The organism is Saccharothrix sp. S26 (assembly GCF_021390395.1).
Taxonomy (GTDB): Bacteria; Actinomycetota; Actinomycetes; order Mycobacteriales; family Pseudonocardiaceae; genus Actinosynnema.
Genome location: NZ_JAJUWT010000001.1, coordinates 403,182 through 419,233, shown reverse-complemented (window position 1 = coordinate 419,233; position 16,052 = coordinate 403,182). Strand labels below are relative to the sequence as shown.

Below are 16,052 nucleotides of genomic sequence, written 5' to 3'. Positions count from 1 at the left end.
GAGAAAACTTAGCCAAGAGAAGGAGTTACGCGATGGGGCGAGTCACCGTGCGTCGCCCAGTGGTCACGTATGCGCGACGAACGTCCCGCAAACGGGTCGACGCGCTGGCCGCCGAGGAGCCGTTGGAGCTGCGCGTAGGAGGCAAGGCACTCACCGTGACCATGCGGACACCGGGTCACGACGTGGAGCTGGCGCACGGTTTCCTGCTCGGCGAGGGCGTCATCGACGACGTGCGGGACATCTCGGTGGCCCGCTTCTGCGAAGGCACCGGCCCGGACGGGCTCAACACCTACAACGTGCTGGACGTGACCCTCGCCGAGGGCGTGGCGCCGCCCGAGGCCGGTGTCGAGCGCAACTTCTACACCACGTCGTCGTGCGGTGTCTGCGGCAAGGCGGCCCTGGACGCGGTCAAGCTCAAGACCCGCCACTCCCCCGCCGCCGACCGGTCCACCGTCGACGTGGACGTGCTGGCTTCCCTGCCGGACGAGCTGCGCAAGCGCCAGAAGGTCTTCGCCTCCACCGGCGGCCTGCACGCCGCGGGCCTGTTCACCACCGCGGGCGAAGCCCTCGTCGTCCGCGAGGACGTCGGCAGGCACAACGCGGTGGACAAGGTGCTCGGCTGGGCGGTGCTGCAGAACCGGATCCCGCTGGCCGGCGCCATCCTCATGGTCTCCGGCCGGGCCTCGTTCGAGCTGGTCCAGAAGGCCGCCATGGCGGGCGTCCCGGTGCTGTCCGCCGTGTCCGCGCCGTCCTCCCTGGCCGCGGACCTGGCCGAGGAGCAGGGCGTGACGCTGGTCGGCTTCCTGCGCGGCGACTCGATGAACGTCTACACGGGCCACCACCGGGTCACCGCATGAGACCGCTGGACGACGTCACCGTCGTCAGCCTCGAACAAGCGGTGGCCGTGCCGTACGCGAGCCGGCTCCTGGCGGACCTGGGCGCGCGGGTGATCAAGGTGGAGCGGCCCGGCGAGGGCGATTTCGCCCGCCACTACGACACCGCGTGCGGCGAGGTGTCCTCGTACTTCGCCTGGGTCAACGCGGGCAAGCAGTCCGTCACCCTCGACCTGAAGCACCCGGACGCCGCCCCGGTCCTGCGCGACCTCGTCGCCACCGCCGACGTGGTCCTGTGCAACCTGTCCCCCGCCGCCGCCCGCCGGCTGAACGTCGACGCCGACTCGCTGCGCCGGGTCAAACCCGACCTGGTCGTCGGTGAGCTGTCCGGGTACGGCGACGCGGGCCCGTACGCGTCCCGCAAGGCGTTCGACGCCCTGGTCCAATCCGAGACGGGCCTCATCGACCTCACCGGCGAGGGTGACGTCACCGCACGGGCCGGCATCTCGGTCGCCGACATCGCCGCGGGCGTCCAACTGCACTCCGCCGTGCTGGCCGCTCTCCTGCACCGCGCCCGAACGGGCGAGGGGGCCACCCTGGGCCTGTCCCTCTTCGACGCCATGGCCGAGTGGATGCACCAGCCGATGCTCTACGCCGCCGGCACCGGCCGAGCCGCACCGCGCACCGGCGCGCACCACCCGAGCATCGCGCCGTACGGCCCGTTCCCGTGCGCGGACGGCACCGTGCACCTGGCCGTGCAGAACGACCCCCAGTGGCGTCGCCTCTGCCGCCTGCTCGACCGCCCGGACCTGGCGGAAGACCCCCGGTTCACCACGGTCGCGTCCCGCGTGGCCCACCGACCGGCCCTGCACGCCGAGCTCGACTTCACCGCCTGGCCGACCGCGGACTTCCTCGCCGCCCTGGACGACGCCGACGTCCCGGCCGCCCTGACCCGCAGCGTCGCCGACCTGCCCGACCACCCCCAGGTCACCGCCCGCGACCGCCGTGCCACCGTGCCGGTGCCCCACGGTCGGATCACCGCGCTGCGCCCGCCGGTCGACTCCACGGCCTGGCCGTGGACGCCCGCCCCCGTGCCCGCGTTGGGTGAGCACACCGAGCACGTCCTGCGCGAACTCGGGTACTCCACCGAGCGGATCGCGGAACTCCGCCGCGGGTCGGCGATCTGAAGAAACGCGAGACACGTTCACGACGATGTGCTGGAGGGAGTCATCAGGGGGAACGCATGGTCACCAGGCGAACGGCGCTCACCGCGCTCGGCGGCACGGCCCTGGCCGCCGCCGGCGTCACGGCCGCGTGGCACGGCAACGCCCCGCTGGGCGAGGCGCTGCGCCACGCGCTGGGCGTCGCCGGTCCCGTCCCGGCCGTGAAGCGCGCCCTGGTGCGGGTCGAACGGGTCCACTCCCACCACCGGGGACGCGAGGTCGACCTGTTGACCATGGTCCCGCCGGGCGCGCCGAAGGCGGACCTGCCCATGTCGATCCTCCTGCACGGCCGGCGCGGCACGGCCCGCACCGCCGCGCCGGGAGGCATGGCGGAGGTCCTGGTGTCCGCGGTCGGACGCGGCCAGGTGCCCCCGTTCGGGTTCGTCGCGGTGGACGGCGGCGACCACTACTGGCACGAGAACGTCCCGGGCGACGACCCCATGGGCATGTTGCTCGAAGAGGTCCCCCGCTGGCTGGCCGAACGGGGCTTCGGCGCGCCGTTCGCCTGCACGGGCGTCTCCATGGGCGGATTCGGCGCGCTCCTCTACGCCCGCAGGCGGCACGAACGGCGTGAGCCGACCCGTGCCGTCGCCGCCATCGCCCCGGCGCTGCTCACCGACTGGGCGGAGATGTCCAAGCGGAACGCGTTCCGCGACCAGCACGACTGGGCGTCACTCGACCCGCTGAAGAACCTGGACAAGCTGGGCACGGCACCCGTCGGCGTCTGGGCGGGCGACCGGGACACGTTCATCACCGGCACCCGGCGGTTCATCGCCGGCGCCAAACCGGCCGTGGCGTCCATCGTGCCGGGCGGCCACAACGACGCGCTCTACCGCAAGGTCGTCCCGGACGTCATCCGCTTCCTCGGCAAACGAGTCCCCCGATAGGGGCACAGAACCTCCACCGGACCTCCACAGCCCCGTGGTTGCCTGGTCGCATGGCGACGCAACCGGCCACCATCCCGGACCCGATCACCTACCTGGACCACGCCGCGGCCGCGGGCCGCGCCTACAAGCAGCGGCTGCTGGACGCCCTGGACCTCCGCCCGGAGCACGTCGCCCTGGACATCGGCTGCGGACCGGGCACGGACCTGCCCGCGATGGCCGAACGCGCCGCCGAGGTCATCGGCGTGGACGTCGACCCGGCCATGGTCGACGAAGCCCGTCGCCGCACCGCCCACCTGCGGGTCGACGTGCGCGAGGGTGACGCTCACGCGCTGCCCCTGCCCGACCGCGGGGTCGACCGCGCCCGCGTCGACCGGGTCCTGCACCAGGTCGCCGACCCGGCCGCCGTCCTGGTCGAGCTGCGCCGCGTGCTGCGGCCCGGAGGCCGCGCCGTGCTGGCCCAGCCCGACTGGGAGACCCTCGCGATCGACCCCGGCGCGGTGGCCACGAACCTCGCGGTCAACCGCTTCGTGTGCGACCGCGTCATGCTCCACCCGGTCGTCGGCAGGCAGTTGGCCAGGCTCGCCACGACGGCGGGCCTGACCGTGACCTCGATCGAGGGGGACGTCCAGCTCCTGCACGACTTCGACACCGCCGACGAGCTCCTGGGCCTGACCCGCAACGCCCACCGGGCCGTCCACGCGGGCCGCATCACCCGACCGGCCGCCGACACCTGGCTCGCGGAGCTCGCCGAGGGCCCGTTCCTGGCGGCGTTCACCCTCTTCCGGGTGACGGTCAGCGCGGGGTGAGCGGCACCCGTCCGCTGCGGACCCACTTGAGCACCGCGCCCCACTCGCCGTACCCGGCGTCGATGTTCAGGTGCGCCCCGCCCACGATGACGTCGAGGTCGACCCGCAACGCCTCGGCCAGCTCCTTGGCCTCGGCCAGCGTGCAGTAGGGGTCGCCCTCGCCCACCACCAGCCTGGTCGACACCGCGGCCCGCCGCACCACCGTCGGGTCCAGCACGGGGTGCAGGAACTCCGAGATCGCCGGCTCGCCGTCGAAGTCGGGGGCGGGCGGCGCGACCAGCAGCATGCGGTCGACCCGCAACGCCTCGTCGAACGTCCCGCCGGCGTGGTGCAGCCAGAGCAACGCCGCCAACGAGTGCGCGACAACCACGCGTTCGACCGAACCGCCGGTCGGCATGGCGGCCAGGTGCGACCGCAGCTCGTCCACCCACGCCGACAACCGCGGCGCGTCCGGCGAGCTGAACCGGGGCAGGTCCACCGACCCACCGTGGTGGGCCAGCTCGCCTGCCAGCCAGTTCTGCCAGTGCTCCGGCCCGGAACCACCCAGGCCGTGCAGGATCAACGTGTGCGGTAGGGACAACTTACGCGGACTTCTCGCGGCGCTCCCGGCGCGAGGGCTGCCGGGCGACGATCGTCGGGTTGACGTTCTCCTTCACGGTCTGCTCCGTGATGACGACCTTGGCGACGTCCGAGCGGCTGGGGATGTCGTACATCACCGGCAGCAGGACTTCCTCCATGATCGCCCGCAGGCCGCGGGCGCCCGTGCCGCGCAGGATCGCCTGGTCGGCGACCGCCTCCATCGCCGTCCGGGTGAACTCCAGTTCGACCCCGTCCATCTCGAACAGCTTCTGGTACTGCTTGACCAGCGCGTTCTTCGGCTCGGTCAGGATCCGGACGAGTGATTCCTTGTCCAGGTTCGTGACGCTCGCGACCATCGGCAACCGGCCGATGAACTCGGGGATCAAACCGAACTTGATCAGGTCCTCGGGCATCGACTCGGCGTAGTAGTCCGCCGCGTCGACCTCGGCCTTGGTCCGCACCTCGGCGCCGAACCCGAGACCCCGCTTGCCCACGCGGTCCTGGATGATCTTGTCGAGACCCGCGAAGGCGCCCGCCACGATGAACAGCACGTTCGTCGTGTCGATCTGGATGAACTCCTGGTGGGGGTGCTTGCGACCACCCTGCGGCGGCACCGAGGCCGTCGTCCCCTCCAGTATTTTCAGCAGCGCCTGCTGCACGCCCTCACCCGACACGTCACGCGTGATCGACGGGTTTTCACTCTTTCGAGCGATCTTGTCGACCTCGTCGATGTAGATGATGCCGGTCTCGGCGCGCTTGACGTCGTAGTCCGCCGCCTGGATGAGCTTGAGGAGGATGTTCTCCACGTCCTCACCCACGTAGCCCGCCTCGGTCAGCGCCGTGGCGTCCGCGATGGCGAACGGCACGTTCAGCATCTTCGCGAGCGTCTGGGCCAGGTAGGTCTTGCCGCACCCCGTGGGCCCGAGCATGAGGATGTTCGACTTGGCGAGCTCCACGCCGTCGTCGCGGCCCTCACGCCCGCGGTCACCGGCCTGGATGCGCTTGTAGTGGTTGTAGACCGCCACCGAGAGCGTGCGCTTGGCCTCGTTCTGGCCGATCACGTACTGGTCGAGGAACTCGTGGATCTCGGCGGGCTTGGGCAGCTCGTCGAGCTTGACGTCACCGGCCTCCGCGAGCTCTTCCTCGATGATCTCGTTGCAGAGGTCGATGCACTCATCGCAGATGTAGACACCCGGTCCGGCGATGAGTTTTTTCACCTGCTTCTGGCTCTTGCCGCAGAAAGAGCACTTCAGCAGGTCGCCGCCGTCACCGATACGTGCCATGACCGCTGACCTCTGTCCCCTCCGGCGCACGACCTGGTGAGGTGCGCCTGACTGCTGATGTGGCGAGTGCCCGCTGGGTGCGGGGTCCGCCCGTTCCCCTCGACGGTACCTGCCCTACCCGCCTGTGCGGGAGGACCAGCGTGCCCCCGACACCCCGAACTGAACAGGACCCCTGGTCAGCTCGGCGTGTCGGGCGCCACGCCGGGGCGGTCGCGGACCACTCCCGGATTACCCCGGGAGGGCGCCCGCGACGCGCCTGACTACTTCGCCGAGAGCTTCCGGTACGGCAGGACGCTGTCGACGATGCCGTAGTCCTTCGCCTCGTCGGCGGTGAGGATCTTGTCGCGCTCGATGTCCAGGCGCACCTGCTCCGGCGTGCGGCTGGTGTGCTTGGCGAGCGTGGACTCCAGCAGCCTGCGGACCCGCTGGATCTCGTTGGACTGGATCTCCAGGTCGGAGACCTGCCCGTAGACGCCCTCGGTGGCCGGCTGGTGGATCAGGATCCGGGCGTTGGGCAGCGCGTGCCGCTTGCCGGGGGTGCCCGCCGCGAGCAGCACGGCCGCCGCCGAGGCCGCCTGGCCCAGGCAGTAGGTCTGGATGTCGGGGCGGACGAACTGCATGGTGTCGTAGATGGCCATCAGCGAGGTGAACGAGCCACCGGGCGAGTTGATGTACATCAGGATGTCGCGGTCGGGGTCCTCCGACTCCAGCACGAGCAGCTGGGCCATCACGTCGTTGGCCGACGCGTCGTCCACCTGCACGCCGAGGAAGATGATGCGCTCCTCGAACAGCTTGTTGTACGGGTTGGACTCCTTGATGCCGTAGCTGGTGCGCTCGACGAAGGACGGGAGCACGTACCGGGACTGCGGCGCGTGGAACTGGCTCACTTCAGGTCTCCTGGTGGCTGGTGCCCGGGTCGCGGTCAGTTGGTCTTCGCCTGGCTGGCGCGGGTGATCACCTTGTCCACGAAGCCGTACTCCAGGGCTTCCTGGGCGTTGAACCAACGGTCGCGGTCCGAGTCGGCGATGATGCGCTCGACCGGCTGGCCGGTGTGCTGCGCGATCAGCTCGGCCATCTCGTGCTTGGTGCGGGTCAGCATGTCGGCCTGGATCGCGATGTCGGCCGCCGTGCCGCCGACGCCCGCCGAGGGCTGGTGCATGAGGATGCGGGCGTGCGGGAGGGCGTGCCGCTTGCCGGGCGTGCCCGCGGAGAGCAGGAACTGCCCCATCGACGCGGCCAGGCCCATGGCGTAGGTCGCCACGTCCGGCTCGATCAGCTGCATCGTGTCGAAGATCGCCATGCCCGCGGTCACCGAGCCACCGGGCGAGTTGATGTAGAAGGTGATGTCCTTCTCCGGGTCCTCGGCGGCGAGCAGGAGGAGCTGCGCCACGATCTGGTTGGCGATGTTCTCCTCGACCTGCGTCCCCAGGACGATGATCCGCTCGCGGAGCAGACGCTCGTAGACCGAGTCGTTGAGGTTCATCCCCGAGGCCGCTCGCATCACGGGCTCCGAGAAAGAGTGCTGCGTCACGTCTGCCTGCCTATCTTTGCGACTAACTGTGCCGAAAGAGTCTCGTAGCAACGACCTTAACGAAGGCGGGCGGCGTCGACGTCCCGACACCGCCCGCGTTCGCTCAGGGCTTCACTCCGCGTTCGCGGGTTCCTGTTCCTCAGTGGACTTCGTCTCACCGAAGAGCTCGTCCAGGTCGAGGGTGTTGCCCGCCGAGTCGGTCACGGTGGCCTGGCGCACGACCGTGGCCAGCGCCTTGCCGCGGCGCACGTCGGCGAAGATCGCGCCCAGCTGGCCGGACTGCTGCGCCCGCTTGACGTACTCGTCCGGGCTGATGCCGAACCGCTGCGCCTGGTAGATGATCCGCTCGGTCAGCTCGGCGTCGGTCACGCTGAGCTGCTCGGCGTCGGCGATGGCGTCCAGCATGAGCTGGGTCTTGACCGCCTGCTCGGACGCCTCGCGCACCTCGGCGTCGAACTGCTCCTTGGTCTGGCCCTGCTCGGCCAGCCACTCGGCGAAGCGCGCCTCGTCGTGGTCGAGGGCGTGGATGGCGTCGTGCGCCCGCGCCTCGACCTCGCCCTGGACGACGGCCTCGGGCAGCGGCACCTCGACGCTGGCCAGCAGCGCCTCCAGCACCTTGTCCCGCGCCTGCACGCCCTGCTGCATCTTCTTCACGCGACCCAACCGGGTGCGCAGGTCGGCCTTGAGCTCGTCGAGCGTGTCGAACTCGCTGGCCAGCTGGGCGAACTCGTCGTCGAGCTCGGGGAGCTGGCGCTCCTTGACCGAGTTCAGCACCACGGTGACCTCGGCGTCGCGACCGGCGTGCTCACCGGCGACCAGGGTGGTGGTGAAGTTCTTCGACTCGCCCTCGGAGGCACCGATCAGGGCCTCGTCGATGCCCTCCACGAGCTGGCCGGAGCCGATCTCGTAGGACAGGCCGGTGGTCTTGGCCTCCTCGACCTCCTCGCCGTCCACGGTCGCCGACAGGTCGACCACGACGAAGTCGCCGTTCTCGGCCGGGCGCTTGACGCCGGTGAGGGTGGCGAAGCGGGCGCGCAGCTCGTCGAGCTGGGTGTCGACGTCCTCGTCGGTGACCTCCTGGTCGTCGACGGTGACGGCGAGCTCGCCGAAGGCCGGGACGGTGATCTCGGGGCGGACGTCGACCTCGGCGGTGAACGCCAAGGACTCGCCGTCCTCGATCTTGGTCACCTCGAAGTCGGGGCGGCCCAGGGTGCGCAGCTCACCGGAGCTGACGGCCTCCAGGTACTTGGCCGGGATGGCCTCCTGGACGACCTCGTCCAGCACGGGCGCGCGGCCGATGCGGCTCTCCAGCACGCGGGCGGGGGCCTTGCCGGGGCGGAAGCCGGGGATGCGGACCTGCTTGGCCAGCTTGCGGTACGCGCGGTCGAAGTCCGACTTGAGCTCGTCGAACGGCACCTCGACGTTGATCCGGACCCGCGTCGGGCTCAGGTGCTCGACGGTGCTCTTCAACGTGGTCTCCTCGTAACGGGCAGGACGTGCGGAACACCCCGTGAACGCGTGTGGGCGCGCCGGGATTCCGCCTGAGTCTAGGCGGTCGGCCGACCGCGTGGCGCTAGCACCCCGGGTCGGACGGCCGCAACCGGGCGACACGGGGGCGTCCGGGCATTGTCGCGGGCATTACCCGTCGGGTGGTAATCGGTTTGCGGTCGGGCAGCCGGAATTCGTGACAACGGTGGAATTCCGCCCCTTCGGGCCGCCCTCCCGTGCTGTCTCGGGAGCGGCCCCGACGCCCTCCCGGCCGTCCCGTCGGGCGCGGCGAGAATCACAACAGTGGTTCCTAACCCGGCGCGACCCGTCCGCCGCCGCCCGGCCGGCGCGTGCCGCCCGCGGTCGCCGGCCGGTCTCACGAGCCCTCTGTGACGAACCCGAGAGACCGCATTTTCGCGGTTTCGCCAGCGGCGGATCGGCGGTACCTATGCGGCTCAACGGGCGATCGACACGGCGATCCGCTAGGCCATTCGAGTGGCACTGGGAGCCGCGAACACGGCAGGGAGCGTCAGCACCGAGCGAGGTCACCGCGGAGTCGTGTAACACGTATGTCGTAGAGCCGACTAACAGTCGGCAACCAGGAGCGAGGGGAGGTTCGCCACAAAGAGTGAATTGAGGCCGTTTGGAGTAGCGCTCGACAGAAAGTTTTCACTTGTCGAGATGACTCCAACCGCCGTAGTCCATTAGTGTGGGTTTCAGGTAGCGTGACGCCCGGATCCGCATGTTGGACCAGCAATAATTGACGTTGCCGGACGTTCTGGGGGGACAGCAGCGGACGCGCCGGCGACCGGGACCGACAGGAACGAGCGAGACAATGTCATCGAGCTCTTTAACCACCTACCAGACAAGGTGCCGATGACCCGATGAGATCCATTCCGCCGCTGCCGAACACTATCCCAGGACCACCGCTGGGCGCCGGCGGTGACTTCGGGGTCCGACGGGCCCCGGGAGCACCGACCCGCCACCGCGTACCACCCCTCGCGGTAGCGCGGCGATGTTGATCGACCTCGGGCCGCGCGCACGCAGGCGTGCAGCCAGGTCAACTGCCGCCACGCACGAGAGACCACGATGCGGTCCCGCACCGACCTCATCGTGGACCACTTAAACGCACCGTTGGGGAGCTCCATGGAGACGCGTCAGCTTTTGGCGTTCACAACTGTGGTTCAAACGGGCAGTTTCACCAAGGCAGCCGCCACGCTGAATTGCTCACAACCCACTATAACCACTCGGATCAAGGCACTCGAAGAGACCCTCGGCGTGCCGTTGTTCCGTCGACTTCCGCGCGGCATCCAGATGACCTCTGCCGGTGTCGAGCTATTGCCGTTCGCGCGGAACATCATCACCCTGACCGACAAGGCCAGGAAAGCCATCACGATGAACGGCGAGCCGCACGGCAAGCTGGTCATCGGCAGCGCACAGAGTCTGACCGACTACCGTCTGCTACCACTGATCGAGTACATGTGCTGGCGCTACCCGAGCGTCCAGATCTCACTGCACTCGCGCAACACGCAGGCCAACCTGACCGCGGTGCGGGAGGGGCGGCTGGACTGCACCTTCTTCATCGGCTCCGTGGAGCCCCGCGAGGGGTTGGAGACGACGGTGCTGTGCCCGGAGCCGTTGGTCATGGTCGCCGGCCCGACCCACGCCCTGACCAGGCGTTCGGTGATCACCGAGGACGAGCTGCGGGGCAGCACGCTCATCCGGGCCGAGAACGGGGCCAGCTACTACGAGCAGTTCGAACAAGCGCTGGGGTTGCAGGACTCCGAGTCGAAGTCGCCGGTGCTGGCGCTCGACTCGATCGACGCCGCCAAGCGGGCGGTCGCCTCGGGCCTGGGGATCTCGCTGGTCCCCGAGGTGACGGTCGCGGCGGAGCTCGCCGACGGCAGGCTGTGCCGGCTGCCGTGGGTGCCGCCGTTCCGGGTGTACACGCAGTTCGCGTGGCGCCAGGACAACTCCACCAACCCGTCGGTGACGGCACTGGTGTCGGCGGCGGCGCAGGTGGTCAGCGAGCAGGTGGCGACCCCGGCGTGACACTGGGAGCCGTTCTTGAGCACCCGGGCGCGGGTGTGCTCAAGAACGGCCCGCGTTTCGCCGGGCGGACGCCGGGTAGCACCGACGCATGACCGTCAAAGCGAGTGACCTGCGGGGGCTGCTGACCTCCGACCTGCCGGACCCCAACCTGGTCCTGATCGAGGGCAGGATCGAGGTCGTCACGGTGGACGACCTGGACACCGACCCGTTCCGCGGCGCCATGCTGCTGCTGTCGCGAACCGAACTGCTGGCCCGCGGCGTCGACGAGGACTCCTCGGACGACGAGCTGGAACGCCAAGCGGCCACCATCTCGACGGCGGTGAACGAACTGGGCGGCTAGTCGATCCGTCCTGGGCCGGGGACTGCCCGGGAAGGGCCCTGACCAACCAACGGCCGGCCAGGGCAACCGTCGGGGCGACAGGATTTGAACCTGCGACCCCCCGCTCCCAAAGCGGGTGCGCTACCAAACTGCGCCACGCCCCGGTCCACCCCAGCCTATCGCGACCGGCTAAGCTGACCACGCGCCCACCCCGGTAGGCGCATGCGGGTGTAGCTCAATGGTAGAGCCCCAGCCTTCCAAGCTGGTCATGCGGGTTCGATTCCCGTCACCCGCTCTCGAACTCCCCTTGCAGGTCAACAGCGGTGCCACCCATCTCCGAGCAGCACCGCTGTCGCGTCTCTTGATCACGTCGTGCGATTAGCGTGCGATTGGCTCTTCCTGACCCGCTCGCTGAGCTTGTCCGCGATCTCCTTGTCCCGCTCGCTGGTCGCGTGCTGGTAGATGAGCGCCGCCCGCATGCTCCCGTGTCCCATCCGGTGCATCAGCTCCCGCGTGCTGGCTCCCGCTGCCGCCGCCAGGTTGTTGCCGGTATGACGCAGGTCGTGGAAGTGGAAGCCTTTCGGGAGCCCGACCTTGGCCACGGTCTTGATCCACTTCACGGCCCGGTGCCAGTTGCCCCGCTTGAGTGCCGCGCCCTTCTCCCCGGTGAAGATCAGCTCCTCCGGACCGGCCTTGACGAACGCCATCAGGTGACGTCGAAAGTCGTCCACGAGGATCTCGGGCATGGCGACCGTCCGGAAGCCTGCCGCTGACTTCGGTGGGCCTGCCACGAGCTTCCCCGAGTTGAGCTGGGCCAGCCTCCGAGGCACCCGGACGGTTGGCGCATCCAGGTCGACGTCACACCTTCGGAGGGCGATCAGCTCGCCCCACCGCAGGCCGGTGAAGGCAGCGGCAAGGACCAGCACCCGGAAGCGTGGCGGCACAGTCTCCGACAGGGTGAAGACCTGCGCCACGGACGCCACCGGCCGTTCGGGAGCCTTCTCCTGGTCTGCTCCCTTGATGCGGCACGGGTTCCGCTTGATCCGGTTGTCGTCCAGGGCGGTGTTCATGATCGCTCGCAGCAGCCGGTACGCCTTGGCGGTCGTGGTGTCCGAACGGCCGTTGTCGAGCAGGTGCCGCCGCCAGGTCCGCACGGTCTCCGTGGTGATCGAGTTGAGCAGCTTCTCCCCGAGGAACGGCACGACGTGAAGCCGGAACTGCCGCTCATACTCCTCACGGGTACGGACGCCGAGTTGCCGTTCCTTGATCCACCGCTCCCCGTACTCCGTGAGCGCGACCTTGCCGAGCAGCGGGTCAACCCACTCGCCACGGAGGAGATCGGCCTCCACCGTGGACAGCCAGGCGTTGGCATCGGTCTTGGTCGGGAACGTCTCCGGCGCGTTCCGGCGGAGGCCATCAGGCCCGAGGTAGCTCGCCTGGTGCCGACCGGACGGCAGCTTGCGGACGTGCCCGAACTGGCGGTGGTTCTTCTTGTTCGCCATCAGGCAGCCCTCCGGACCGGCTCGACCCGACCGGCGTTGATGAACTCGTCCACGTCGGCCCGCTTCAGCCGGACATGCCGTCCGAGGTGGTGGAACGCGATCCGACGCTCTGCGATGAGCCGCCGGACGAAGCGGACGGTCGTGTTCATGTAGTCCGCCGCTTCCTGAACCGTGAAGTGCTCCTTCATCGTCTTCTCCCCCATTTACGCAGCTTGAGACGTTGCCGAATGGTTTGGCGGACTGGCCGAGGCGAGCAGAGCCGCCGTGTACTCGGCCTTCCATCGACGCCGCTCCGCGACCGCCCGCAGCAGCAGGTGTGGTCTTGGGGGCACGTTCGGGTCACCGGGCTGCACGTTGTTCCAGACGACCCGTTTGGGCTGGTCGTCCCCGGTAATCCCCACGTCGGCAAGCAGTTGCCGAACGAACTTCACCCGGTCGTGCTTGTGGTCGGCGAGGGACTTCCCGGACCACTTCCGCGACACCAGCACGCGCCGACCAGCCACGCCGAGGGTTGAGCGCTTGTGTGCCTTGCCCTTGCACTTGCCGGGTTCCATCGACAGGCGAGCGCCCTTCGGCTGAACCCCATAGAGCAGCCAGACCGGGCACTGCGGCGAGCAAGGCGTGACTGCCAGTTCCGCGCACAGCCGTTCGGCGTGGTCCTCCTGGCGGCTCGTCTGAGCGTCAAAGCACTCACCGATGCTCTTGGTCAGGTACTTCGTCAGGTAGCCGATGTGGCGTCCGGCCTCTTCCGTGCCGCCGAGGATGCCCTTCGAGTGCACCTGCACCCCGAACCGCGCCACGTGCGCCGGACGCTCAACCTGGTCGAGAGCTTCATCCCAGGCCGGTAGCGGTTCACGCGTGGTCGGGTCAACGAACCCCTTCGCCCGCGAGTCCCACACCGGCCGGTTGTCGCCGCTGTACTTGATCTCGTCGTGATTGGGCCACCAGACCTGGTGGTAGGTGGCCTCCGCGACCGCTCGCAGCTCCGCCCGCGACATCGAACCCCTGATAGCGGCGTGCCAGTGTGGCGCCAGCCGCCGCTGAGGCTCGACCGTCGAGAAGTACTGGACGTCCCAGCCGACGCACCGCCGCAGGTTCTGTACGAACCTGTCCAGCAGGGCCGCGAAGTGCACCGCGTCCCGAGCCGCCCGCCGGTAGTCGTAGGTGTTCGGGTCTACCGGTGTGCCGTCCGAGCGCACCTTGCCGTAGCTGTCGAGCGTCAGCGTGAGGAAGGTCGAGGGCTGGTACTTGCCGCCGAAGACCCGTCCGACCGTGCGCTTGGTGATCGGCCGCCGAGGCAGGTTCGGCGCATCCTGTCGCCGCCTGGTCGACCGCTTCCGCACCGCCCGAGACCGCACCTCCAGCGGAGGAAGTGCACCGCGGATTCCCAGTTGCCGAAGTTCGGCATCGACTTCGGCGACTTCCTCCCGCACCTCCTCCGCGCCGATCTCGTCGTCCTCTTCGACTGCCTGCCGGTACGCCTTGACCAGGTCCGCACGGTAGGCGGTCAGTGCCCGCTGGTCATCGCTGGGAGCGTTCGGGGTGAAGTTGGGTTCCTCGGTCAGGTGCCACCCCTCGCGGCACTGCGCCATCCGCAACCGCCGGTTCTTCTCCGCGCACGTCGGGCACACGCTGGCCACCGTCGAGCCACACGGAACGGGCACGATGTCCACTCGCCCGGTGTCCAGGTCGACCCGCTCCTTGGCCAACGGCCGGACACAGACGCCGTGCTCCTCAGCTACCGCCCGAGCCACGTCCAACGCCGCCGGTTGCTTCATCCGGTCCGCCCGAGTCAGGTACTCGCTCATGCCGCCACCTCCCCCGCGCCGTCCGGCCGAGTCGGGAAGTTGTGGACCGTGGCGTCCGCCAGATAGACGCCCAGCTCGACAAGGTCTGCGTCGGTGACGTGGAAGGCCCGAGCCCGCTCCGGTTCCCGCTGCCCGTCCTGCTTCACCCAGGCGACGCCGGGCGTGTTCTCGCTGATCTCGTGCGCCGCCGCCCCGCGCTGCCTCACGCCGTCGCCAAGGACCATGTCGACCTGCTGCGGCTCGTCCAGGCGCAGCGCCACGCGGGTGCTGAACAGGTGCCTGAACCCCACGACCTCCTTGCGCGGATCCTGGACCAAGCCGACGACGGCGTACCCGGGTGCCCGCCCCTGAGACGTGATGGTCTGGATGGCCCGCGCGGCACGCTCGCGGAGCTGCTTGTCCGGTTGGTAAGCAATCAGGTCCGCCAGCTCATCGACCACCAGGACCGTGAACGGCTCCCCCGTCGACCGCGCCCACAACCGCCGCACACCCCGGTACCGCGTCGCCCGCTCCTTGACCTCTGCGGCGATTTCCTCAAGCAGGGCAACGGCTTCCGGCCCGTTGTCGTACACGACCCGGTCGAACGCGTCCGGGCACTGCCCCAGCTCCATCCCGCCCTTCGGGTCGATCCCCACCAGCCGCACCAGACCCGCCCGCACCGCCGGAGCGAGCTGCCACACCAGCGACCAGAGCACCGAGCCCTTGCCCGCACCAGGCACCCCGACCACGAGCACTTGAGACCCGAGCAGACGCAGCCGCCACGGCCTACCGGTCTCGGTCCGACCGACGACCACCCGCTTGAGGTCCACCTCGGTCGAGTCCGCCAGCGCGGGCACCGCGAGAGGTCGCAGCAGCGGGTCACGGTGCACGAAGTCCAGCTCGATCACCCGAGGACGCAACACCCGCACCCGACACGAGCGAGCACCGAACGAGTGCGCCAGGCCGTCCCGACGCAGCTCCCACGCCTCCGGCGACTGTGCCGGAACCATTCGCACCCGGACCCGGTCTCGCCATCCCTCGGACCGAACCCGCCGAAGCCTGGGCCGGTACTCGCGCCCACGGTCCTGCTTGGCCAGCTCAGCGAGCCGCATCACCGACCGCCACTTCGGGACGTACACCGTCGCCCGCCGCCACTCGGTCACCAGCCGGTACCAGCCGTGGCGCAGGAACGACCCACGATCGAGACCCGCCCAGATGCTCAAAACGGCGACCAGTGACAACAACGCCAGCACCAGGGGTGAAACTCCGAACCGCCACCAGCACCAGGCCGCCGACACCGGCACCAATGTGACCACGGGATACCGGACGACAACGAGCACCAGGCGCACGGCCCCGACGACCATCAGCCACACCAGCGCCACTAGTGCCGCGACCCACTTGGCCTTGCCGGGGACGAGCACCCACCACGGCACCCGAGGCCGGACACCCTCGAACGGAGCCGGGTCGACCCACTTTCCGCCGTTCATCGCGCACGCCCCATGGGGGCGAAAATCAGCGGCAGCCATCCCAGGCAGCCGCAGCAAACGAGCTGGTTCGGGGCGTAGACACCGAACCGCTTGCACGCCCCACAGGGGCGACCGTTGGACAACTTCCACACTGTCGGAGCATCGCGCCGACTTGACGCGCGCACCCCACGTACCGATAGCCTCGACATGACCGGAATCCCTTGTGTGGTTACGAAAGCACGCGAAAGTTCCGGTCGGTGTGTCGCCGGGAAACAGCTTCAGCCCGCCAAGACTCG

At 69.3% G+C, this 16,052-nt stretch carries 15 protein-coding genes and 2 tRNA genes; 7 read left to right on the top strand and 10 right to left on the bottom strand.

Translation table 11 applies throughout. The annotated features are described in order from the left end of the window. Positions 1-32: 32 nt before the first annotated feature. Genes fdhD through LZG04_RS01940 form a run of 4 tightly spaced genes read left to right on the top strand, consistent with a single transcriptional unit; the run spans position 33 to position 3,749 of the window. Positions 33-857, top strand: coding sequence for a formate dehydrogenase accessory sulfurtransferase FdhD (gene fdhD, locus LZG04_RS01955; protein ID WP_233812506.1), 825 nt, complete (start codon positions 33-35; stop codon positions 855-857). After that, positions 854-2,020: a CaiB/BaiF CoA-transferase family protein gene (locus LZG04_RS01950; protein ID WP_233812505.1), complete on the top strand. Its 1,167-nt coding sequence runs from the start codon at positions 854-856 to the stop codon at positions 2,018-2,020. Before fdhD ends, LZG04_RS01950 begins: the two co-directional genes overlap by 4 nt. Positions 2,021-2,076: 56 nt before the next feature. Further along, positions 2,077-2,943 (top strand): alpha/beta hydrolase family protein, encoded by an 867-nt coding sequence (locus LZG04_RS01945; RefSeq protein WP_233812504.1) that lies wholly within the window; start codon positions 2,077-2,079, stop codon positions 2,941-2,943. 50 nt (positions 2,944-2,993) lie between these two features. Then, complete coding sequence (locus tag LZG04_RS01940) at positions 2,994-3,749, top strand: methyltransferase domain-containing protein (RefSeq protein ID WP_233812503.1); 756 nt, start codon at positions 2,994-2,996, stop codon at positions 3,747-3,749. Here the strand turns inward: LZG04_RS01940 and LZG04_RS01935 are convergent. From LZG04_RS01935 to tig, 5 genes are all read right to left on the bottom strand, one after another. Continuing rightward, positions 3,736-4,329, bottom strand: coding sequence for an alpha/beta hydrolase (locus LZG04_RS01935; RefSeq protein ID WP_233812502.1), 594 nt, complete (start codon positions 4,327-4,329; stop codon positions 3,736-3,738). The two genes, LZG04_RS01940 and LZG04_RS01935, sit on opposite strands and share 14 nt — an antisense overlap. 1 nt (position 4,330) lies before the next feature. Further along, positions 4,331-5,611 carry an ATP-dependent Clp protease ATP-binding subunit ClpX gene (gene clpX / locus LZG04_RS01930; protein ID WP_077008567.1) on the bottom strand — a complete coding sequence of 427 codons (1,281 nt, stop codon included), beginning with the start codon at positions 5,609-5,611 and terminating at the stop codon, positions 4,331-4,333. Positions 5,612-5,871: 260 nt separating this feature from the next. Next, positions 5,872-6,498, bottom strand: a complete 627-nt coding sequence (locus LZG04_RS01925) for an ATP-dependent Clp protease proteolytic subunit (protein WP_233812501.1) — start codon at positions 6,496-6,498, stop codon at positions 5,872-5,874. Between the two features lie 35 nt (positions 6,499-6,533). After that, the gene (locus tag LZG04_RS01920) at positions 6,534-7,112 is read right to left on the bottom strand and encodes an ATP-dependent Clp protease proteolytic subunit (RefSeq protein WP_211363810.1); all 579 of its coding nucleotides are present in this window, start codon (positions 7,110-7,112) and stop codon (positions 6,534-6,536) included. Between the two features lie 141 nt (positions 7,113-7,253). Continuing rightward, a complete protein-coding gene (gene tig, locus LZG04_RS01915) occupies positions 7,254-8,612 on the bottom strand; it encodes a trigger factor (RefSeq protein ID WP_233812500.1) in 1,359 nt (452 codons plus the stop codon). Between the two features lie 1,164 nt (positions 8,613-9,776). Between tig and LZG04_RS01910 the strand changes: the two genes are divergently transcribed. Both LZG04_RS01910 and LZG04_RS01905 read left to right on the top strand, forming a co-directional pair. Next, entirely contained in the window at positions 9,777-10,682 is a 906-nt protein-coding gene (locus tag LZG04_RS01910) for a LysR family transcriptional regulator (protein WP_233812499.1), read from the top strand. A gap of 88 nt (positions 10,683-10,770) precedes the next feature. Continuing rightward, a complete protein-coding gene (locus LZG04_RS01905) occupies positions 10,771-11,022 on the top strand; it encodes a hypothetical protein (RefSeq protein WP_233812498.1) in 252 nt (83 codons plus the stop codon). 69 nt (positions 11,023-11,091) lie between these two features. Here the strand turns inward: LZG04_RS01905 and LZG04_RS01900 are convergent. Further along, positions 11,092-11,165: transfer RNA gene (locus LZG04_RS01900), tRNA-Pro, on the bottom strand. Between the two features lie 60 nt (positions 11,166-11,225). On the opposite strand from LZG04_RS01900, the gene LZG04_RS01895 reads away from it, so the two are divergent. Beyond that, positions 11,226-11,296: transfer RNA gene (locus LZG04_RS01895), tRNA-Gly, on the top strand. 70 nt (positions 11,297-11,366) lie between these two features. On the opposite strand, the gene LZG04_RS01890 is transcribed toward LZG04_RS01895, so the two are convergent. From LZG04_RS01890 to LZG04_RS01875, 4 genes are read right to left on the bottom strand one after another with little or no spacing between them, the layout of a single operon-like run. Continuing rightward, complete coding sequence (locus LZG04_RS01890; RefSeq protein WP_233812497.1) at positions 11,367-12,503, bottom strand: site-specific integrase; 1,137 nt, start codon at positions 12,501-12,503, stop codon at positions 11,367-11,369. After that, positions 12,503-12,706: a helix-turn-helix domain-containing protein gene (locus LZG04_RS01885; RefSeq protein ID WP_233812496.1), complete on the bottom strand. Its 204-nt coding sequence runs from the start codon at positions 12,704-12,706 to the stop codon at positions 12,503-12,505. The genes LZG04_RS01890 and LZG04_RS01885 overlap by 1 nt, the downstream gene beginning before the upstream one ends. Next, positions 12,707-14,311 (bottom strand): replication initiator, encoded by a 1,605-nt coding sequence (locus LZG04_RS01880; protein WP_233812495.1) that lies wholly within the window; start codon positions 14,309-14,311, stop codon positions 12,707-12,709. Next, the gene (locus tag LZG04_RS01875; protein ID WP_233812494.1) at positions 14,308-15,777 is read right to left on the bottom strand and encodes an FtsK/SpoIIIE domain-containing protein; all 1,470 of its coding nucleotides are present in this window, start codon (positions 15,775-15,777) and stop codon (positions 14,308-14,310) included. Before LZG04_RS01875 ends, LZG04_RS01880 begins: the two co-directional genes overlap by 4 nt. Between the last annotated feature and the right edge of the window lie 275 nt (positions 15,778-16,052).